This window comes from Fulvivirga marina, from assembly GCF_016775155.1.
In the GTDB taxonomy this organism is placed as follows: domain Bacteria; phylum Bacteroidota; class Bacteroidia; order Cytophagales; family Cyclobacteriaceae; genus Fulvivirga; species Fulvivirga marina.
In genome coordinates this window covers 190,965-209,308 of sequence record NZ_JAEUGD010000064.1, presented here as the reverse complement: position 1 = coordinate 209,308, position 18,344 = coordinate 190,965, and the positions used below count along the sequence as shown (strand labels likewise).

Annotated in this window: 28 protein-coding genes; 25 read left to right on the top strand and 3 right to left on the bottom strand. The window is 39.3% G+C overall.

The window, feature by feature from the left end:
- Positions 1 to 19 precede the first annotated feature (19 nt).
- Together JMN32_RS19805 and JMN32_RS19800 are read right to left on the bottom strand one after the other, a co-directional pair.
- Positions 20 to 367 carry a hypothetical protein gene (locus JMN32_RS19805; RefSeq protein WP_202858105.1) on the bottom strand — a complete coding sequence of 116 codons (348 nt, stop codon included), beginning with the start codon at positions 365 to 367 and terminating at the stop codon, positions 20 to 22.
- Positions 368 to 431: 64 nt separating this feature from the next.
- A complete protein-coding gene (locus JMN32_RS19800; RefSeq protein WP_202858104.1) occupies positions 432 to 1,493 on the bottom strand; it encodes a hypothetical protein in 1,062 nt (353 codons plus the stop codon).
- Between the two features lie 174 nt (positions 1,494 to 1,667).
- Here JMN32_RS19800 and JMN32_RS19795 point away from each other — a divergent pair, with 174 nt between their 5' ends.
- From JMN32_RS19795 to JMN32_RS19755, 9 genes are all read left to right on the top strand, one after another.
- Positions 1,668 to 2,099 carry a hypothetical protein gene (locus tag JMN32_RS19795; protein ID WP_202858103.1) on the top strand — a complete coding sequence of 144 codons (432 nt, stop codon included), beginning with the start codon at positions 1,668 to 1,670 and terminating at the stop codon, positions 2,097 to 2,099.
- 1 nt (position 2,100) lies between these two features.
- Complete coding sequence (locus JMN32_RS19790) at positions 2,101 to 3,627, top strand: hypothetical protein (protein WP_202858102.1); 1,527 nt, start codon at positions 2,101 to 2,103, stop codon at positions 3,625 to 3,627.
- A 13-nt stretch (positions 3,628 to 3,640) separates the two neighbouring features.
- The gene (locus JMN32_RS19785; RefSeq protein WP_202858101.1) at positions 3,641 to 4,057 is read left to right on the top strand and encodes a phage protein Gp36 family protein; all 417 of its coding nucleotides are present in this window, start codon (positions 3,641 to 3,643) and stop codon (positions 4,055 to 4,057) included.
- An 84-nt stretch (positions 4,058 to 4,141) separates the two neighbouring features.
- The gene (locus JMN32_RS19780; protein ID WP_202858100.1) at positions 4,142 to 5,359 is read left to right on the top strand and encodes a phage portal protein family protein; all 1,218 of its coding nucleotides are present in this window, start codon (positions 4,142 to 4,144) and stop codon (positions 5,357 to 5,359) included.
- The gene (locus JMN32_RS19775; protein WP_202858099.1) at positions 5,293 to 6,186 is read left to right on the top strand and encodes a phage head morphogenesis protein; all 894 of its coding nucleotides are present in this window, start codon (positions 5,293 to 5,295) and stop codon (positions 6,184 to 6,186) included. The genes JMN32_RS19780 and JMN32_RS19775 overlap by 67 nt, the downstream gene beginning before the upstream one ends.
- 34 nt (positions 6,187 to 6,220) lie before the next feature.
- Entirely contained in the window at positions 6,221 to 6,691 is a 471-nt protein-coding gene (locus JMN32_RS19770) for a phage virion morphogenesis protein (protein ID WP_202858098.1), read from the top strand.
- Positions 6,692 to 6,705: 14 nt separating this feature from the next.
- Positions 6,706 to 7,191, top strand: a complete 486-nt coding sequence (locus JMN32_RS19765) for a hypothetical protein (protein WP_202858097.1) — start codon at positions 6,706 to 6,708, stop codon at positions 7,189 to 7,191.
- A 50-nt stretch (positions 7,192 to 7,241) separates the two neighbouring features.
- Positions 7,242 to 7,415 carry a hypothetical protein gene (locus JMN32_RS19760; RefSeq protein WP_202858096.1) on the top strand — a complete coding sequence of 58 codons (174 nt, stop codon included), beginning with the start codon at positions 7,242 to 7,244 and terminating at the stop codon, positions 7,413 to 7,415.
- A 113-nt stretch (positions 7,416 to 7,528) separates the two neighbouring features.
- The gene (locus tag JMN32_RS19755) at positions 7,529 to 8,752 is read left to right on the top strand and encodes a tetratricopeptide repeat protein (protein WP_202858095.1); all 1,224 of its coding nucleotides are present in this window, start codon (positions 7,529 to 7,531) and stop codon (positions 8,750 to 8,752) included.
- A 4-nt stretch (positions 8,753 to 8,756) separates the two neighbouring features.
- Here the strand turns inward: JMN32_RS19755 and JMN32_RS19750 are convergent, their stop codons facing one another.
- A complete protein-coding gene (locus tag JMN32_RS19750; protein ID WP_202858094.1) occupies positions 8,757 to 9,233 on the bottom strand; it encodes a hypothetical protein in 477 nt (158 codons plus the stop codon).
- 338 nt (positions 9,234 to 9,571) lie between these two features.
- Here JMN32_RS19750 and JMN32_RS19740 point away from each other — a divergent pair, with 338 nt between their 5' ends.
- The 16 genes from JMN32_RS19740 (at position 9,572) to JMN32_RS19665 (ending at position 18,341) form a co-directional block, all read left to right on the top strand.
- Complete coding sequence (locus tag JMN32_RS19740) at positions 9,572 to 9,790, top strand: hypothetical protein (RefSeq protein ID WP_202858092.1); 219 nt, start codon at positions 9,572 to 9,574, stop codon at positions 9,788 to 9,790.
- The gene (locus JMN32_RS19735) at positions 9,787 to 10,014 is read left to right on the top strand and encodes a DUF6171 family protein (protein WP_202858091.1); all 228 of its coding nucleotides are present in this window, start codon (positions 9,787 to 9,789) and stop codon (positions 10,012 to 10,014) included. Before JMN32_RS19740 ends, JMN32_RS19735 begins: the two co-directional genes overlap by 4 nt.
- Entirely contained in the window at positions 10,008 to 12,194 is a 2,187-nt protein-coding gene (locus tag JMN32_RS19730; RefSeq protein WP_238354554.1) for a transposase family protein, read from the top strand. Before JMN32_RS19735 ends, JMN32_RS19730 begins: the two co-directional genes overlap by 7 nt.
- A 127-nt stretch (positions 12,195 to 12,321) precedes the next feature.
- The gene (locus JMN32_RS19725) at positions 12,322 to 12,648 is read left to right on the top strand and encodes a hypothetical protein (protein ID WP_202858089.1); all 327 of its coding nucleotides are present in this window, start codon (positions 12,322 to 12,324) and stop codon (positions 12,646 to 12,648) included.
- A 52-nt stretch (positions 12,649 to 12,700) separates the two neighbouring features.
- A complete protein-coding gene (locus JMN32_RS19720) occupies positions 12,701 to 13,630 on the top strand; it encodes an ATP-binding protein (RefSeq protein WP_202858088.1) in 930 nt (309 codons plus the stop codon).
- Complete coding sequence (locus JMN32_RS19715) at positions 13,630 to 14,271, top strand: hypothetical protein (RefSeq protein ID WP_202858087.1); 642 nt, start codon at positions 13,630 to 13,632, stop codon at positions 14,269 to 14,271. The genes JMN32_RS19720 and JMN32_RS19715 overlap by 1 nt, the downstream gene beginning before the upstream one ends.
- Entirely contained in the window at positions 14,264 to 14,635 is a 372-nt protein-coding gene (locus JMN32_RS19710; protein WP_202858086.1) for a hypothetical protein, read from the top strand. The genes JMN32_RS19715 and JMN32_RS19710 overlap by 8 nt, the downstream gene beginning before the upstream one ends.
- A gap of 5 nt (positions 14,636 to 14,640) precedes the next feature.
- Positions 14,641 to 15,270, top strand: a complete 630-nt coding sequence (locus JMN32_RS19705) for an ATP-binding protein (protein ID WP_202858085.1) — start codon at positions 14,641 to 14,643, stop codon at positions 15,268 to 15,270.
- Complete coding sequence (locus tag JMN32_RS19700) at positions 15,267 to 15,692, top strand: hypothetical protein (RefSeq protein ID WP_202858084.1); 426 nt, start codon at positions 15,267 to 15,269, stop codon at positions 15,690 to 15,692. Before JMN32_RS19705 ends, JMN32_RS19700 begins: the two co-directional genes overlap by 4 nt.
- Before the next feature lie 40 nt (positions 15,693 to 15,732).
- Positions 15,733 to 16,383 carry a DUF3164 family protein gene (locus JMN32_RS19695; RefSeq protein WP_202858083.1) on the top strand — a complete coding sequence of 217 codons (651 nt, stop codon included), beginning with the start codon at positions 15,733 to 15,735 and terminating at the stop codon, positions 16,381 to 16,383.
- Positions 16,384 to 16,385: 2 nt separating this feature from the next.
- Positions 16,386 to 16,613, top strand: coding sequence for a hypothetical protein (locus JMN32_RS19690; RefSeq protein WP_202858082.1), 228 nt, complete (start codon positions 16,386 to 16,388; stop codon positions 16,611 to 16,613).
- A 10-nt stretch (positions 16,614 to 16,623) separates the two neighbouring features.
- On the top strand, positions 16,624 to 16,905 hold the full coding sequence (locus tag JMN32_RS19685; RefSeq protein ID WP_202858081.1) for a hypothetical protein: 282 nt from the start codon (positions 16,624 to 16,626) through the stop codon (positions 16,903 to 16,905).
- Positions 16,906 to 16,916: 11 nt separating this feature from the next.
- Positions 16,917 to 17,255: a hypothetical protein gene (locus JMN32_RS19680; RefSeq protein ID WP_202858080.1), complete on the top strand. Its 339-nt coding sequence runs from the start codon at positions 16,917 to 16,919 to the stop codon at positions 17,253 to 17,255.
- A 46-nt stretch (positions 17,256 to 17,301) separates the two neighbouring features.
- Positions 17,302 to 17,565: a hypothetical protein gene (locus tag JMN32_RS19675; RefSeq protein WP_202858079.1), complete on the top strand. Its 264-nt coding sequence runs from the start codon at positions 17,302 to 17,304 to the stop codon at positions 17,563 to 17,565.
- Positions 17,528 to 17,779 (top strand): hypothetical protein, encoded by a 252-nt coding sequence (locus tag JMN32_RS19670; RefSeq protein WP_202858078.1) that lies wholly within the window; start codon positions 17,528 to 17,530, stop codon positions 17,777 to 17,779. Before JMN32_RS19675 ends, JMN32_RS19670 begins: the two co-directional genes overlap by 38 nt.
- Positions 17,736 to 18,341 (top strand): hypothetical protein, encoded by a 606-nt coding sequence (locus JMN32_RS19665; protein WP_202858077.1) that lies wholly within the window; start codon positions 17,736 to 17,738, stop codon positions 18,339 to 18,341. The genes JMN32_RS19670 and JMN32_RS19665 overlap by 44 nt, the downstream gene beginning before the upstream one ends.
- Positions 18,342 to 18,344 lie beyond the last annotated feature (3 nt).

Below are 18,344 nucleotides of genomic sequence, written 5' to 3'. Positions count from 1 at the left end.
TTAAATACCCCTATTAAGATTACGCGGCATCTACTACCTTATTCCATACACCTCCTACGAAGGAGGTACCGTTCCAAACCAGGGCAATAGTGTCACGGTCATTAGGCACACCAACCAGATCCGGCGCTACTATTGTATCACCTGTATTACCAAATGTCACGTTACGGCCAGTTGCATCCTGTATTATGTCAACATGTACCTCAGAGCCAACCACCAGACCATCATTTGCAACCAGGTCAAGTGTAACCGCTTCTACTGGACTTACCTGGATCAGTGTTTTTGTGTTTGCCACATCAACCGATATAGCTGCTGCTGAGTCTGGGGTTTCAAGCGTTGCGGCTCCAAAGGGAAATTTTATTATACTCATAGTTTATAGATTAAAATGAACAATATGATTTAAGAAGGTTTAAAACTCGAACAGAAAAGCACGACTATGCCTGGTACTCTCTGCCCCATTTCGCTTTGAACATCTCCGCATATTTGTCAGGACTATTAAGCTTAATTTTCTCCAGCTTTCCATCCTTAAAGTTTTTATCCCATGAAGCTGCCAGATCCTCGTCATTGGTAGTCGCTCCTGAGGAATTTAATTGAGCACTAATTGGTTGATATGCTTTTTTCTCTGCCAATTCTGTCTTTACAAAATCAAAGCCTTCCTCACTTCCAGAAGCAAGCTTCAAGTATCTCTCTTTTTGCGCTTCCACAATCTTACCAGCCGCCAGAGCTGCATCAACTACGGCCTCTGCTTTTCCTTTAAGGGCATTCCCCTGAGCTGCTTCCAAATCTGCTGTAAGCTTCTCCTTCTCTGAGGTCAGCGTTGTAATTGTTTCGGTTTTGGCTGTAAGCTCAGCCTTTTGATTGCTAAGAACTTTATTCATAGCCACAAGTATCTCTTGCTCACTAGCAGTACTGGAGAGGGTAATGCCCGTTTTTTCATGATACTTATTGATTTCGGAAATGATTAAATCCATCTTTTTGTGAGGTTTATTAGTTAAAAAAAGCTTGTTTAAATCTTGAGGGTTACTATCTGAAAGGCCAATTGAAACAACTAGCTCCTTGCCAAATAACCTTACCGCATTCCCATTACCAGGAATATCAGCTATGCTTGCCTCTTTCAATATTGACTTTGTAACTGTCGGGAGAGTTTGCCCCTTACCCATTAGCTTTGGGTCTTCGCTATATTCCAGCACATCGAGACCAGCACTGGCAGTGTTGAGAATACCTTTATCTATCTTGCTACTGATCTTCATCGCAAACTCATCATCTTCATCAAACACCGCATCAGCAAGGAGCTGTGAATCCTCTTTCCTTATATTCTCCCATCGGCCTATAGGAAGTATTACGCCATCCTTACCTTTACTTTCAAATGACCGGATATGAGCATAAAGCATTACCGGATTCTTTTTGAACCTCTTTAGATCAATACCTGCTGTCAGTATCCGAAATCCATATTCATTAACCGACTCATCAGAAAGTATGAAAGTGTGTTTCTTCATCGTTTTGCTAAATCATTTAGGCAAATATGAAAGCTTAAAAGCCCATTTAAAAGGGTGTAAAATTCATTTGCTAATATTTTTAGCTGTATTGGAGAGAATATTAACATCCTAAAATAAAGCCCTTTCCAGACCTGTCATTAGTATGCACTTTTGTACAAATCAAATGCTTTTACTATGGCTAAGAAAGAAGCGCAGGCACTGGCTAAGAACCTTTTTCTGCATAGCAATAAGACTCAGGAGGAGATAGCTGCTATCGTGGGGGTTACTAACAAAACTATGACAAAGTGGGTGCAGCCCTGGAAGAACATTAGGCATGCCCGTAATCTTTTACCTGATCAGCAGGTAGCAAAGATTTATGCACAGTTAGAGGCCCTTGACACTCAGATTGAGGATCAAAACAATGTCCCAACCTCCAAGCAGGCAGATATTAAAAAGAAGCTGACAGCGGCTATCAAGGACATTCAGAATGTCAGTCTTAAAGAATATGTGCTGTGCTATGAAGAGCTATTAAATCACCTCAAGCCTGTAGACCTATCCCTTGCCAAGATCCTGGTAGATCATGTTAATGATTTCCTTTTAATGAAGGCAGAACAAATGGAGTCATAAAATGGCAAGTAATAACGATAAGTACCTAAAGCGATTTAATGCGTTTAGCCAATCCATAAAGGCTGCTACACCAGACCAAAAGCTGAAGGAGACGCACGCAGAAAAAGAGGCGCGTAAAAAGAAGCTACTTAACAATTTTGAACAATTTTGTTACTACTACTTCCCTAAAGTAGCCAAGGCAAAGTTTGCCAAGTGGCATAGGAAGTATGCCAAACACACAATTGCGAATGATAGATCTATTGTTGCAGTGATGGTCGCAAGGGATCAGGCGAAGTCTTCTGTTACCGACATGCTTGATATCTTCCTATATCTCAATGGTGAAATTAGGTCTATGGCATTATTCAGTCATACAGAGACGCAGGCCAAACTCCTTTTAAAATCAATAAAAACAGCCCTTGAAAAGAATCAGCGAATCATCAATGACTTTGGTGTTCAAAAAGGAGCGCGCTGGCAAGACGAGTGGTTCATTACAAAAAACGGGGCATCATTTCGCGCTTTCGGGGCTGGACAAAATCCGAGAGGTGGTAAAGACGATGAAGAGGCTACACGATTTGACAGGCTCAGGTTTGATGACTTTGACGATCCGGAAGTTTGCAGAAATCCCACAAGAGTAGACCAACACTGGAAGTATGTGCAGGGAGATTGCTTTGGAGCCTTACATATATCTGGAAAAAGACGTATTACCTTCCTTAACAATAAGATAGACGAGGATTGTGTAATACAGCGTGCCTATGACCTGGTTAAAGATAAGCCCGGAGGCCTTAGGCTTAAAGTCAACCTATTAGATAAGGATGGAAATCCCACATGGCCGGAGGCATACACCAAAGAACAGTGCCAGGAAATGATTGACCTGATGGAGGATGAAGCTGACACTGAATATTTCAATAATCCGTCAATTAAAGGAAAAGAGTTTCAGAAGGACTACTTCATCTTTGCAAAGCTTCCACCACTTAATACATACCGATACTTACTCAGTTACTTGGATGGTGGATTTAAGAAATCTGAGTATTCCGATACAAAATGCCTGGTACTCATCGGCCTGCTTAATGGTGAATACCACATCAGGAAAGTTTATCTGAGAAATGGCACTAAGAACGAACAGATAGAGTGGCATTATGATTTGGATGAGTTTCTAAGGAAAAATAATGCTACAGCACAAATGTGGATGGAAGAGGTTTTTCTTTTAGATATGCTTTATGATAACTTCTCTGATGCCGCTAAACCCGAAAACTACGGGTATCAGATACCTATAAAAGGAGATAAAAGAAAAAAACCAGACAAGGATTTAAGAATAGCTGCAAACGCAGGCATGTTTGAGCGCAAAAAAGTCATTTTTTGTGAATCCCTTAAAGAGGACCCTGATACTAAGCGCCTCATAAATCAATATTTAAAATTTCGAGTTGGATCAAACACAAAAAAAGACGGGCCGGATGCCGTTGAGGGTGGAATATTCAAACTAAAGGAAATGATTTTCTCATGCCAACCCCCTAAGACAGGTATAAGAAAGAGAAACAGCAATATGTATTAAAACTATTTTAAATATGTTTATAGAGACAAATGATTATTCAGATCATGTTCAAGCAGACATCCTTGATAAAGTGATCAACTCAGATTCCAGTACGAGAATACAAGCTGAAGTAAAAATTCAATCACTGATTGAAAGTTATCTTAGTGTAAGGTATGATGTGAAAAATATCTTCAACAAGTCTGGTTCAGCAAGAAACCCAACAGTTGTAATGTATATGATCGACATGGTTGTGTATCGGGTATTTTCACGTTTATCTCCCGGACAAATTCCACAGCATATAAATGATAAATATTCAGATGCACTATTGTGGCTAAAAATGGTTTCTGCTGGCAAGCTAGAGCCTGACCTGCCAAAGCCATTAGGAGAATCCCTTGGGAGTAAGTTCAATGTAAAATATGGTTCTGAAAGAAAGCGAAACCCATATTACTAACTAAGGCTATCCACAAGGTATTTAAGAGCGTTTAAGAGCGCAGTTCTTTTAGCAATCATATCAATAGACCAAATCATTACTTTAATGGCTGAAAAACCCACAAAAACAAAAGCCCCAAAGCAGCAGGAAATAGTTATTAACCAAATCAACGTAGGACAACTTACACGCGGCAATCAAACAATAGATAAATGGATATCAAATATAAAGGCAGCAGAGCGGACAAGAAATCCATACAAAAAACCTTTACTTGACACCTATCACGACATTGATATAGATCTGCATTTAGATATGGTAAAAAGTAAGCGTGTAAGACCTGTAAAAACATGTCCCTGGGAATGGATGGATATGGAAAACGATCTAATAAAACAAAACTTCCGTGCCCCTTGGTTCTTTGAGTTCATGGAATCAATAATGGAGTTTGTATTTCAAGGACATGAAGTAATTGAATGTATATTTAAAGATCACCTCATTTATGACACTGAGATTATTCCAAGGCAAAATATATATGGTCAGGAGGGTATTATAACAAAAGAAATGTATGGGTCTAAAGAATCAGGATGGAGGTACAGAGAAGAACCAAACTGTTACTACATGCTGGAGATAGGAAAACCAAAAGATTTAGGTTTATACAGTAAAATAGCACCGTATATTCTGCTGACAAGGGGTAATCTATCTGACTTTAGCAGATATAACGAACTGTTTGGAATGCCCTTACGCCTTTATGAATATGATCCACATGATCCAGGCTCAAGAGATGAAGTAATTAATCAAGCAGAGTCACAAGGTGCCGCTGCTTATGTAGTGGTACCAAAAGGCACGGGATTCACAATGCATGAAACCAAAGGAACAGGAGGAAGCTCAACATATAAAGATCTTCATACGATTTTGAGAGACGAAGTGACAATTGGCGTGCTGGGTCAAAAGCTTACATCAAGTTCAGATGGAAAAGGATCTTATGCTCTAGGATCTGTTCACCAAGAAGTTGAAAAATCTGTTAATCTTGAGGATAGAATGATGGTCGAGTATATCTTAAACTATCAACTAAAGAACAATATACTTATCCCACATGGCTACCCCCTGGAAGGAATTAATGGAAGATTCCTGGTAAGCGAAGAATTGCCAAAGGAAAAGAAAGCAGAAATGTGGCTTAAAATCGAAGAAAGAGTGCCCATTGCAGCCGAGGACTTTTATAATGAGTTTGGAGTACCACATCCAGATGAGGCCGCTGTAGAGCTTTGGACGCAACGAAAATCAATTACGCAGCCTGGAGGTGCTGCCACAGAGCGGGGAAAGCAAAGCTGACCTTGGTAGGTCAACTGAAGCAACTTTACTCTCCCCGATGCAATCACGCTCAGGAGCGTCATAGAGAAATAAAGCTAACATACCAGGATGATCTGACTAAGATCATAGAAAAGCTAATTGAAAAAATCTACAACGGAGAGTCAGTGGCTATTGACCAGGAGCTTTACGAGCTTACAGCTAAGGAACTATTTGGAGCTGTAGAACAAGGTTTTGGTATGAGTATGGAAATAGCAGAAGGGGCTAATCTGGAAATGCTCGGCAAGCTTAGAGAGAATGTTTATGTGTTCTCCGGCTTCAAGAATTATCAGATGCTCAGGGAAGCTACCGATCTTCTTATAGATGAAAATGGTGCTCGTAGATCGTTTTCCCAATTCAGAGATATGGTACTTAAGCTTAACCAGGAATACAATGTGAACTTCCTTAGAGCGGAGTATAACCACGCAACAGCTTCAAGCAGGATGGCGAGCAAATGGGTGCAGATATTAAGCCAGGCAGAGACTTTGCCATTACTTGAATACATTACCGCAGGAGATTCAAGAGTAAGAGAAAGTCACAAAACTATGGATAGGGTTATTCTACCTGTAACGCATCCTTTCTGGGATAAATATATGCCTCCAAACGACTGGGGCTGTAGGTGTACAGTAAGACAGTTGGCTGAAGGTGATAGAACGAAGCCTCAAGATATCCCAGAACCACAGCTAAAAGAGATGTTTCTCAGTAATCCTGGTAAAGATGGTGTGGTCTTCCCTAGTACTCATCCATACTACAATATAGTTAACCCAGAGGACGCAGATAACAATTTTGGACTAAACATACCAAACGCATAAAGTACTATGTCAATAACAAGCTATACAACTGCTAATGCCTAACTACAAAATAGTAATTCAACGCCTTCAGGCTCTAAAGCGAGATCTTCCAATTCTTGTAGCAAATGAAATGGTTAACCATGCTATTGACAATATCCGAGCTGGCAGTTGGGATGGTGCCAAATGGCCAGTCAGATCAGATAATGCCCCCAGAAATAAAGGAAGAGGCTTATTAATTGACACTGGAGATGGTTTGAGATCAATATCATTCAAAATTCAAAAGCCTTTTGTATTACTTCAAATGGAAATACATATGGCCGCCCATAATGATGGGGCAACCATATCAGGGACTCAGAATGTGAGGAGCCATCGCAGAAAAAGAAAAGGAAGGACAGAGCAAGTAAGTGCCCATACAAGGTCTGTTAGTTTCAACCTCCCAAAAAGGCAGTTTGCAGGAGAAAGTAAGGTTCTCAACCAAAACATTAAAAAGATATTTGAGAAACGATTTAGAAAGGTATTCATTTAACCACATTTAAAAGCATGTACATAGAGAGAGAAATATACAGTGCCATTGAACAGAGGATTACGGACAACTCAAATTGGTTATTAACAAATGGAGCCAAACCCGTGGCTGACTATCAATGGTACAACAAACAATATGAAGAACAGGAGAACGACCTCCCGTTTACTCGTCCTGCTGTCTTTTTAGAGATGTCGGATATAGCTTGGGAGCATCATACCGCATTCTCCAGGAAGGGAATCCTTAGAATAGCTCTTCATATTGTACAGGATTTATATGTAGATGGTCGAAGGGAATCACCTCAAAATGATGATTTCAAAATTCAGCTTGACTATCCGTATTTGATTAATGAACTTTTCGACTCATGGAAAGGGGCAGGTACTTGTTTTAAGAGAATGGTATTAATAGGAACCCGTACTGATCATGACAACAACAACCTCATGGCTCATGTCTTCACATATTCAGCAGAAGTGGTTTCAAAAAAAAGCAATAATGCTCCTAGCTGATTTTTAACGTATATTTAAACCAATTTTAAAAACTATAAACTACTAAAATTATGAAACGATTCCTCCTTCTATTCTCTCTACTGATTGTTTTAGGTCTTAGCTCTTGCTCTGACGACATTGATGATGAAATTTTTGATTCAGGAAACCCTACCCTTAATCTTGATCCTCCGACTGGTGGAGATGATGACGACGAGGACGGCACAGCTCCACCACCAGCTCCCTGAAAACCGTTACAAATTTTAATGTAAGGAAATCTATCATTTTGAAATTTTTAAGGCAGCTATTCTAAGTTGCCTTTTTGTATATTTGATAGTATATAATTTATTATAGTTTCAATATGAGGTTTTTATTTCTGGGCTGCATTCTTATTATTTCTTTAACGGCATATTCACAAGAATATCACCAATTATATGACAGTGCAAGAAGGTATTACGCGAGTGATCCAACGCTGTGCATAGAGTTTGCTACTCAAGCAATGAGCGTGGCAACATCCAATATCGAGTTTGCAAATGCAAACTTTCTGTTAGGCTCAGCAAACTTTAACAGCAAAAATAATACAAAGGCCCTCATGTACTATTTTGAAGCTCTACGTCAATATCAAAACATTAATGATAAAAAAATGGTCAGTGATGTAAAACTCAACATTGCTGTAATTTTCAAGCATGCCTATACATATGATAAAGCCCTTAAGTTATATAAAGAGGTAGCGGATTTAAAAGCCCAGGTAAACGACAGGTTCCTGCTTGCTGAGACTTATAGAAATATAGCTAAAGTCTATAGATTAACGAATAACTTTGATTCAGCAAGCATTTACAATACAAATGCGCTCAAAATATATACTGAACTTGACAACAAACCCAGTCAGGCAATCATATACAATGAACTTGGCATTCTCTACAAAGAAGCTGAAAGCTACGACACTGCAATTCATTATTACTTCATAGCCCTCCGTTTAGACCCGAAGCGTAAAGCAAAAACCTACAACAACGCTGGCAATGCATATTTAGGAAAGAATGATTTCATTAAGGCAAAGGATTACTTGCTTAAAAGCCTGGATTTAAAACAAGCTAAAAAACCTGACGAATCGGCGCTAAGAACGCTTAATAATCTTGCAGAAACTTACAGAAATCTAAACTCCACTGACAGTGCCCTGCACTACCTTAATCTGGCATCAATATCGAACGACACTTTAAGTGTTGAGTTTTTAAGAACCAGAGAACTATTGGTTGAGCTTTATAGGGAGTCTGGAGAAATAGAGAAAGCCTTTGCTGTCTATGAACAAATAAACAAGTATGCTAGGGACGTTGCTCAGGTGCAAGATTACAGCAATAAAATGCATAACTTCTATGAGTTACAAGCTGGATTATCTGAAGTTGAAAAGATAGAAAAAGACAAGGTAGCGCAGAAAGAACGATTTCAATTGTTGCTTATAATAGGATTGTCTATTGCAGCGACAATCATCATAAGCTTAGCATTATTTCGGCTTTATAGAGGTTTAAAGAAAGAAGAGGCTAAGAAAGCGGAGTATAAGAAAGCTATCCTAAAAGAATTTAGGAGATAGCCTATTAAAGGTATCTTTCTACTTTTTCAAGTAACCTGTCTCGATCCTCATAAAGCTTAATTACCTTATTCTTCAACTCAATATTCTCCTTACTGAGTTCATTAATTACCATTTCTACCAAGCCTACTAAATGAGCCTGTCTGGCATCATGAACCATACCCCTTAATTCCATAATAATACTGGCGGTATCCTTATTATTTTTCAGGTATACTACAAATTCCTCCGCAACTTGATTTTGCGAGTCCCCAGGTCCATTGCTGAGTAACATTTCTCCCTGTCCTTTTAGTAGCCATGTTGGAGATAAATCAGGGTATTCTGAGAATATTTTCTCAAACTTATCTGAGCCTATAGAAGATTTGCTCTTTAGAGGTTTTGAGATTGACCCATTGCTAAGACCTACAATGCCCTCAAAAGAAGAGGGTTTAAGCCCTAAATAGTCAATAAATTGCGCAAGTCTATCGTGCCAGCTGGAGTGGTTCATATTTCAAATTTAGAAAATTTTCTCAGTCAACATTGTGTTATTAGAAAATTCTCTATATAATTGTTCTACAATCGACAATCAAATATGAACAAATTACACCAATTATCCGAACAAAAAAGAGAGCAGTTAGAACGCAAACTCAAGGAGAATAGTATATCCAAAAAAGAGCTTGCGTCTCGCGCAGGAGTAACACAGAGAGCAGTATCCTACTTTTTCGCTGGACGTAGCAACAGTCGTAAGATACACAACGCAGCTATCCAAATGCTCAATGAAAAGCTGAACGCCCAAATCTACCAGATTCAGTGCAACCACACCGACATACTTAAACTACAGACGGCATGACAGGGCAAACCATCACACTAAATGGAAAGCTATGCCTTGCTCTTCCTTCAAAAGTTGCTTCCATACAAAGCGGCCAGCTATTCAAGACCCGAGAGGACGACACCATATACAAAGCTTATAAGGTGGAACGCGGAGAGCTTATAGCAAAGAAAATAAAAGAAAAAGGAACACATAGGTTCCCAATTACTAAGACAAACCTAATGGTGATCATATGAAGAAGATAACCCAAGCAAAACAAATCATTGAAGGCTCTACTAATCTGGCTAAGAAGATTGTAGGGGTAGCTAACAACAATGTAGAAACACTAGCTACTGAACGATACGCAGTTTGCCAGCAGTGCCCCAACCTTACCATTACCAGCAACTGCAAACTATGCGGATGCTTCATGCCATCAAAGACACGATCTACAACAGCGACCTGCCCAATAAACAAATGGTAGTTAGAAAAGACATAGTTTGGTTAAGTGCTAGGGAGCTTTTGGAGTTGGTTGCACCTGACTACAGAACACAACTGGAAGAGACCATAAACAAAGGCAAGTACCGTAACAAAAATAACGGCCTTGACTCTTGGCAACATGAAAAGGTTAGCGGTGATGTTCTTATCAACTATAATACTATTCCGACACCTACCCTGGACAAATACGATCTTCCAGAACCCGCTCAGCTATTCAAACGAAACATAGAGCAACTGATAAGCATTCCCGCTAAAGCTTACGATTACTTTCTAGGAAAACCTGAGGTGTATGAGATAGCCAGAGAGTTGAGCGAGACAGCAGGCTGGTTATTATTCCTTTCCTCCGTTTCAAGAAGCCAGTCCACAAGCATGGGTTATAACTCCCTCGATGATCTCTACAATGATGCTATTGAACTTATGGGAGCAAAAGACGACTGGAGTAAATGGAAGTGTAACAGCATACAAGTCTTAAAGAGGAAGCTAAAACCATTTAACAAACTATTTAAAAAGCCTTTAAATGGTAATTACACTGATCAGGATCTTTACGAGTCACTTGACAGCCTTATCAGTAAAAAGTATGGCAACAGCAACAGTCAGAAGCTTGGAGAAGAACAAGAGGCACTTTTAATACAAATCTACAGCGAACCAAACAAGCCTAGCATTGAGCAGACCTACAACATGTACATGCGCAAGGCCAACGAAATGGTTCAGGCCTATGTAGTCAGTAATGGACAATACGGATGGAGCCATAAAGCACTTGTAAGTGACAGCACTGTTAAGCACTTCCTTATGAGTAAGGATGTACAGCAATTGGTCTACGAGCAGAGACATGGCCGTCAGCAGTACAGAGATAAGTTTGAAATAGTAACCAAGAGAAAAACGCCATCTTATGCCAATGCCCTTTGGGTACTTGACGGATCACCTGTACACCGTTATTACTTCGATCCTAAAACCAAAAAGGCGTACAGTAGGCTCAATGCTTTTGTCATCCTAGACGCCCATAGTTGGTGTGTAATCGGATTTCATGTAAGTACTACTGAAACTACAGAGGCAGTTAAAGAGTCTTTAAGAATGGCTTGTGAACTTTCAGGCTACCTACCTAATCAACTACAGTTTGACAACAGTTCAGCTATTAAGAGCTACCATGCTCAGCAGTGCATGCATGCCCTCACGGCACACTGTACACCTACTGCTGTAGGAAATGCAAGATCAAAGATAATAGAGAGCTTCTTTTCTAAATTCAATGACCAGATACTGAAATTTAGAACAGGATACACAGGCGGAAACATTACAGCCAAAACCCTGGACAGAAGTGGAAACAGAGAGGCACTTGCTAAGCAGGTTAAAGATGGATTGCTGCCTACAATTGACCAGGCTATTAAAGAGCTCCACGAAGATTTCACCCTCTGGAATCATAAATCATTTAATGGCTCAAAGTCTCCATTGGAGAAATATAAAGAGAGTATTGCCACTACCCAGAACCAACAAAGGCCATACACTCACAAACATGAGATTGAAGCATTCTATGAGATGCCTGGAGACTTAAAGCAAGTTAAGGTAGTTGACCAGGGCAAAACAAGACAATTAAACCAATTTGTCCCTCAGCCATACCAATATACCAATGTAGGCATGAAGCTTCAAATTGATAACCAGAGGCATGAACTAATCATTTCGGACCCAGAATTCAACTCCTTACATATAGGTGAGTCCTTCAATATCAAATACGATCCGCGTAATATAGAAAAGGTTTACCTATATCGAGACGGACGACCTTACCTCTTTAATGATAGCCACGTCTTCGCAAGTACAAAGCAAGAGTTCTCAATGGCTCTGGCAGACCGGACTGAAGGAGAAACAAAGCTTCTTAATGATCATCTAAACAGTAAAAAGAAGCAAAAGCTTATCACCACCAACAGGTATAACAGATTAGTTGAAATAACTAAGGAAAACGGAACATATACCGAGGCCATTACAGCTAACGCATACGACAAAAGCATACTAAACGCGGCTAAGGCCGACATGCTTGAAAAGCTGGTAAATGGAGACAGCTACAGACTTGATAAGGAAAATAAGGACAGACCTGAAGGATCAAAAAAGCTAAACAGATTCAATCCTTCGACCAATCAAATAGAAAATACACCTACGAAACGAGTAAATCGATGGTAGTCAAAATTAAAATACATTCAATGGATTACGCAGCTATGGACTTTGAGAAAGCCAAACTGTACAGACCCAAAACAACTGAAGATCTGATAGCGGATCGGGAATAACACTTAATTAAACAATTTAAGCCATGACAAAAGTAAAAATATTCATCGTTGGAGAAGCTGAGTTAAACCCTCCTAAAACGGGGACAAATCAACCTGATGCAATCATATTCAAGAGAGGTTCCCTATATACAGCCAAAATCACTATTGGTGGAGAAGAACACTTTACCGGAGATGTTATAATAGACAAGAATGGATCTCTTCAGATATCTATATCTCCATCAACAATTATCCCTAACACCCTTTATAGCATTTTCAGTTTACTGCTGGAGGAAGACAAAGGAAGAACTATCAAAGAAATCAAGGCATCAAATGTCAATGTGATTGACATAGATAAAAGCAAAGCCCCTTGATCGCGCCAACTCTCAAGAGGCCTTAACTATAATTTAAACGTGAATTAAAATTATGAATTTACAACACAAACAAAAAATCACCGAATCAGTCATCGAATGGATTGATTTCTCAGAAGAGAGATCTGCAAACAAGCTTTCTCAACAGTCTGGAGTAGTCTCAGCCTATATATCGCGCATAAGAAATGGAGAGTATTCCATGAGTACAGGAGAAGGGAAAAACAGCCCTATACCTGACAAGGTGTTTAATACACTATCAGACTTTTTAGGACTAAGATTCGATACAGAACTACACTGGGATACCAAAAATTACTTGTTAGTTCAAACGGTCTGCCAAAGTGCCCAGAGCAAAAGGCAAAGAATACTCCTGGAGGCGGACACAGGGCTAGGAAAAACATACTCTCTTGAGAGATACGCCTTACATAATGATAAAGTTCTATACATCAAAGTAACCAGGACAATGAGCGCTAAAGATATGCTTGAAGAGATCTGTAAGAAGCTTCTCATAAAAGATCAATTGCGTGGCAATAGGTCAAAAATGTTAGCAATCCAGAGAAAAGTAACGAGCGTAAATGGGTATCTAATCATTATAGATGAAGCTGAGTACCTTAAAAACAACCTATTTGACCTGGTTAAAGAAATAGCAGACTTCACTGATCGCAAATGCGGAATGATATTATCAGGGATGAACCTGATCAGCAAGATAAATACTATGGCTGATAGAGCAAAGCCAGGATTCCCACAACTGAGGCGCAGGTTCTTCCCTAACAGGGTAGAATTAAAGGAGATAAGTAAGGAGGAGATCAAAGAGATATGTAAAACCTCTGGAATTACTGACACGACAGCTATTAATGTGTTGGCAAAATACATTTTCGATTATGACATGCTTAGTCAGTATGTTCAGGTTATCCTGGAAAACATTCGCAACTGTGGCGAACAACTCAACGGAAAAGATATCATTGATCTATTTAACCTCGATTACTAATGGCTATTAATGTATGGGAATTGACAGAAATGGTTAAGAATGATGAAAGCTATAAGGCTGCATTAGAAGTCCACAGAAAAATGTGGGATCAGGAATGGATTAAGCTTAACCGAGACTTAGAGAAAATCAATAGGGATGATTTTCCAGGTCGAGTAAAAACACGCCAAACCATCATCATGGAGGAGCGCAAAGGGCTACTTGAACTTTATATCTCAGAGGCTGATGGCAGGATTTTCAGTATACGAGAGAGAATAGAACAAGTCAAATCTCAGGATATTGATGGCGTGCTGGAAAACAATGACCAAGAGATCATGACAGCCGATAGGCGTGCTGACTTGATAGGTGAAACAATTACTGAGATTGTACAATTGACAGAGGAGCTTGATAAACTAAAAGCTAAGTACGGCCCTCCTTACTTTACAAAGCACATTGTCCAGGAGAAAATTGACTGGCTTAGAGAGCTTAATAGAAAACTCACACATTTAAGAAAGGAGGAACTTGATTTTTTAATCAGGAGACGTGATGTAATAAGCAAGGCCATTTCTAGGTGCTCTCCAGGAGAATGGGTGGAACTGGAAGGAATAAAGGGAGAAATTGACAGTAAGATCAATAGGCTTAGAAAGGAGTTGAATAATGAGTAGTTCTACAGTCAAAATCAACTCAAAAGGAAGTGTACAAATATCTCTCAGTAGAAATCAAGCAGAATTAATTAAGCCAATTATAACAAGGCTGGTTGAAAGAATAAGTGGTGAACTTTTACATCGAGGCGGGCAAAAGCCACTTACGCTATCAAACTCAAACCTGATGCAGAAAGTGTATTTATTAAGAGAGGTATACACCAAATATTACACAGACCTGGACATGATCAAGGACATTTATAAAATGACCTGGACACCAGCTCAGGCAATATGTTTCTGGGAATGCAGCCAACTCTTTAGTGAAGTTGTCTACTGCCATCCAGTTATAAACAAATTCATGTACGAACTCCACCAAAAATTAAGTTGAAAGTCATGGCTAAGAACTACGGAAAGAGCGATATAATGAACTGGAAGTTTGATGAGCTTGAAATGCCACAGGAATGGGCTGACCATTTAGGCACTGTCTGCGAAAACTTTAGAATGCTCATAGAAGGCCCAAGCGGTCACGGGAAAACTGAATATGTAATGAAGCTTGCAAAGATGCTGGCAACTCACTACGGAAAAGTAAACTTCAATAGTACTGAACAAGGCAAGTCATCCACATTCCAGATAGCATACAAGCGCAATAAAATGTATGAGATCAAGGGAAGCAAGTTTATGCTAGCAGAAAAGTCTCAAAAGGTTTTTGAACCATATTTCAAGAAGGTACAAAAGCCCAATTCTGGCAGGGTTCTAATAATAGACAGCCTTGATTATATGAAGCTAACATTTGATCAGTTTAAGCAGCTACATGAGCGATTTCCTCACAAGGCGATAATAATAACCTGCTGGAATGATCCGATGGACACCCACGCCAAAAAGATTAAGTACTGCTGTGATATTAAGGTCAGTGTGAAGGACTTTAAAGCGGCCATACGTAGTCGTTTCGGAGGTAACAAGCCCTTTATCATATGGGATCAGCGAAGCAGAATGAGCACTCAATTACAAATGTCACTATCATGAATCAAGCAGATAAAGTAAGGCAGTTACATAATATAAACAGGGCTAAGGTGTCAATGCTCACCGGCCTCTCTGTTGAAGAGCTCTTCACCATGACATTTGAATCAGCATATAGCTACCTGAAAAATGTAATGCAGGTGGATGATTATGGCATGCAGCACCTACCACAAACCTCAGAGTTTTGGGCGTGGTGGCGTATGGAATGGAACCGTGTTGATATGATATTCATGTCAAAGATAAGAAAGGATCTAGGGGTAGGTTTATGTGCCATCGAAGATCCTAGATATGGTAATCTATGGGCCATGTATAGCAAAGGCGATCTGGCTAACTACTACAGGTTATACCACTTGGTTAGCCATGATAATGTACATATCAATTCAGCGGTGATGAGTGCCAGTGCTCACCGATTAATCAAATATCTCTAGCAAAACCAAAAGTTTAACAAGCAATTAAATACTCTTTAAAATGACAACAGAAGAATTAGACCAGTTAACAGACGATCAGCTTGAGCAGCTCCTGGAGAAGCGCAGAAAAACCAAGCAGAGAAAAGAGGAGGCCCGCCGCAAGAAATATGAACAAGACAGAGAAAACTTGATCAAGGATCTTACAAAGGAGGCTGTAGAAATTAGCATTGAAATCAAACATTTCAAGCGGGATGCATTCAATAAGATGGATCAGTTTTACGAGGTTATGAAGCAGTATGGAGATATTAAGCCCAACAGTAAAGGAGGCTTTAGCATTGAGAATGCTGAAGGTACACTAAAGATCAAATACAGCAGTCAGACTCGTAAAGGATTCGATGAACGTGCTGATATGGCAGAACAAAAGCTAAAGAGCTTCCTTGAAAGGTTTGTTAAAGTACGCGCCAAGGAAACCTATAAGCTAGTACTACAACTCCTTGAGAGAACCCACAGTGGAGATTTTGATGATAAGCTGATAATGAAGCTATGGAACATGGAAAACGACTTTGATGATGAGGACTGGAGAGAAGCAATAAAGCTGTTTAAGGAGTCATACAACCCAAAGGAAACAACCAGGTACATAAACTTCTACCAGCGCAATGATAAGGGGCAGTGGGAGCTTATTAACCTGAATTTTGCAAGTATAAATTTTTGATTATGCCATTGAAAAACAAAACTGTAATAGTAGAAGAAGACAATTACCGACTTGTACTAGTTGGAGGGACAACCATTCAGCTTCAAATAGAAAATGATGGTGATGATACCTTCTTTGATTTAAATAGTGATGAAGCTATTCAATTGGCAAACGCACTTATGCTATATGCAAAAACACCTTCAAGTGAGTTTTGTGACGATGATCTAAGGGGTGATCCAATGCAACTTTAACCTGTATAAAATGAATGATCTTAAATACATAATATTCAGAATAGGCACAGCAAAAATGTATTGGTATAAAGCATGTGTCTTTAATGGAATGCTTGTTCACGCAGGTATTGCCGCTGAGCATGTGAAAGAGGATGCTTATGAAGTGCATAGCGCAGGTTTTTGTAAAGTATCCATCAACGGGTACCCTATGGTAAAGTGTTGGGGAGAGTCAGAATCATTAAAAGTTAAGAGTGATCCCTCATTTGATGAACAAGTAATTACAGAAACATTATTCAATTTAACCAAATTTTAATGATATGTACTATGAAAGAAAAGAACAACAATCTAACAATCTCAGTAGATGAAAATGTCTATGATCTTGCTAAGGATGGCAAGATAAACTCAATAATGATAGAGACTGACACTGAACTATCAAAGAAGGCTTTAGAAAGAGATAGTGATGAAGTAATCATTACCTGCTCAGAGAAGCGTGGAAGCATTAAGAGAAGAGTTGTCCTTGTAGACCATGTCAAACACAGCTATTTAGGCAAAGGCTATCCAGCAGCGTACAGAACACGCAAACGGATGACCAGGATAATGATAGATATGTTAATCCCAAACCTTGAGAAAAATGAGCCGGAGCAAGTTACAACAATCAAATAAGTCTAATACCTCCGAAAGGAGGTATTTTTCTTCTCAAAACAATCGCATGCGTAAGAAGCTCCTATACCTTGGATATCAGATGGGTTATGATCAACCACGTAATCAGTCTCAGAAGGATCTACCAGCACATGAGATTAATAAGCAAAATGTATCTGGCTGGTGTGAGTCAGAAAAGTGCAGCATTCGCAAGCGATTAGAAGCAATGACAGGAAAGGAACTTGTGGATGCTGTTAGCCAATTTGAAAAGGTATACCAATCATTTTTATTAAAATATGCAGGATCGAAATCCTATAGCAATAAGAGATCGTGAGATCCGTGATGTTATTAACCACCTTAAGAAGCGTCATAACAAAGACTACATCAGTGATTTTATTTTCAGAAACTACTGGGTTATTAACTATTACAACATTCTCAAGCGAGTTGACTCCCGTCCGGTAGATCCTGAAAAAGCCAGTATAGTATATTCAAAAGTAATGAATAATGAATATTTCCATCTACAAGATAACAACCAGGAAAGCCGGTAGCCTCAAAGGCGCCGCATATATCCTATTTAAAGACGATATTTTAAGTGCTGTTAATTGGGAGTTTAAGAGACCTTTAACAGACAGAGAAAAGGATATTGTCCGTGCTAAGTTTCCATTCAATCTGACCGATTTAACAGCGCTTAAAGAGGTATTTGAAGTTACTGAGATGGAAGCCAAGACTGCACACGACAAACTAAAGTTATTCTGTATGTACTTTAAAGCTAAAAGAGGTAGTACATACACGGCTAAGAAGCAAGAAAAAGCCAACATTAAAGAGGTGGTCGTAACTAAAGGACTGTTAAACACCTATTTTTCAAATGATAGCTTTCCTTTAACATACGCTAAAAGTATCAACGATTACATACGGCACTACAACTACATTAGAGACATCAACAGAAACGGTCTACCTGAGAAAAGTAAGTTTCCCAATGAGTATGACGCACGCTTTGAAAAGCAACTTTCTCCTGAGGAATTGTCACAATATTGGTCACATCTACGTAACTTAGGTTTTAGACAAAACGACCGGAGGGTCTGGATATCTCCAGGGAAGCTAGACATCTAAGGC

Coding starts and splice junctions, on each gene's coding strand:
- JMN32_RS19805 (WP_202858105.1), bottom strand. CDS start 367: ATGAGTATAATAAAATTTCCCTTTGGAGCCGCAACGCTTGAAACCCCA.
- JMN32_RS19800 (WP_202858104.1), bottom strand. CDS start 1,493: ATGAAGAAACACACTTTCATACTTTCTGATGAGTCGGTTAATGAATAT.
- JMN32_RS19795 (WP_202858103.1), top strand. CDS start 1,668: ATGGCTAAGAAAGAAGCGCAGGCACTGGCTAAGAACCTTTTTCTGCAT.
- JMN32_RS19790 (WP_202858102.1), top strand. CDS start 2,101: ATGGCAAGTAATAACGATAAGTACCTAAAGCGATTTAATGCGTTTAGC.
- JMN32_RS19785 (WP_202858101.1), top strand. CDS start 3,641: ATGTTTATAGAGACAAATGATTATTCAGATCATGTTCAAGCAGACATC.
- JMN32_RS19780 (WP_202858100.1), top strand. CDS start 4,142: ATGGCTGAAAAACCCACAAAAACAAAAGCCCCAAAGCAGCAGGAAATA.
- JMN32_RS19770 (WP_202858098.1), top strand. CDS start 6,221: ATGCCTAACTACAAAATAGTAATTCAACGCCTTCAGGCTCTAAAGCGA.
- JMN32_RS19765 (WP_202858097.1), top strand. CDS start 6,706: ATGTACATAGAGAGAGAAATATACAGTGCCATTGAACAGAGGATTACG.
- JMN32_RS19760 (WP_202858096.1), top strand. CDS start 7,242: ATGAAACGATTCCTCCTTCTATTCTCTCTACTGATTGTTTTAGGTCTT.
- JMN32_RS19755 (WP_202858095.1), top strand. CDS start 7,529: ATGAGGTTTTTATTTCTGGGCTGCATTCTTATTATTTCTTTAACGGCA.
- JMN32_RS19750 (WP_202858094.1), bottom strand. CDS start 9,233: ATGAACCACTCCAGCTGGCACGATAGACTTGCGCAATTTATTGACTAT.
- JMN32_RS19740 (WP_202858092.1), top strand. CDS start 9,572: ATGACAGGGCAAACCATCACACTAAATGGAAAGCTATGCCTTGCTCTT.
- JMN32_RS19735 (WP_202858091.1), top strand. CDS start 9,787: ATGAAGAAGATAACCCAAGCAAAACAAATCATTGAAGGCTCTACTAAT.
- JMN32_RS19730 (WP_238354554.1), top strand. CDS start 10,008: ATGGTAGTTAGAAAAGACATAGTTTGGTTAAGTGCTAGGGAGCTTTTG.
- JMN32_RS19725 (WP_202858089.1), top strand. CDS start 12,322: ATGACAAAAGTAAAAATATTCATCGTTGGAGAAGCTGAGTTAAACCCT.
- JMN32_RS19720 (WP_202858088.1), top strand. CDS start 12,701: ATGAATTTACAACACAAACAAAAAATCACCGAATCAGTCATCGAATGG.
- JMN32_RS19715 (WP_202858087.1), top strand. CDS start 13,630: ATGGCTATTAATGTATGGGAATTGACAGAAATGGTTAAGAATGATGAA.
- JMN32_RS19710 (WP_202858086.1), top strand. CDS start 14,264: ATGAGTAGTTCTACAGTCAAAATCAACTCAAAAGGAAGTGTACAAATA.
- JMN32_RS19705 (WP_202858085.1), top strand. CDS start 14,641: ATGGCTAAGAACTACGGAAAGAGCGATATAATGAACTGGAAGTTTGAT.
- JMN32_RS19700 (WP_202858084.1), top strand. CDS start 15,267: ATGAATCAAGCAGATAAAGTAAGGCAGTTACATAATATAAACAGGGCT.
- JMN32_RS19695 (WP_202858083.1), top strand. CDS start 15,733: ATGACAACAGAAGAATTAGACCAGTTAACAGACGATCAGCTTGAGCAG.
- JMN32_RS19690 (WP_202858082.1), top strand. CDS start 16,386: ATGCCATTGAAAAACAAAACTGTAATAGTAGAAGAAGACAATTACCGA.
- JMN32_RS19685 (WP_202858081.1), top strand. CDS start 16,624: ATGAATGATCTTAAATACATAATATTCAGAATAGGCACAGCAAAAATG.
- JMN32_RS19680 (WP_202858080.1), top strand. CDS start 16,917: ATGAAAGAAAAGAACAACAATCTAACAATCTCAGTAGATGAAAATGTC.
- JMN32_RS19675 (WP_202858079.1), top strand. CDS start 17,302: ATGCGTAAGAAGCTCCTATACCTTGGATATCAGATGGGTTATGATCAA.
- JMN32_RS19670 (WP_202858078.1), top strand. CDS start 17,528: ATGCAGGATCGAAATCCTATAGCAATAAGAGATCGTGAGATCCGTGAT.
- JMN32_RS19665 (WP_202858077.1), top strand. CDS start 17,736: ATGAATATTTCCATCTACAAGATAACAACCAGGAAAGCCGGTAGCCTC.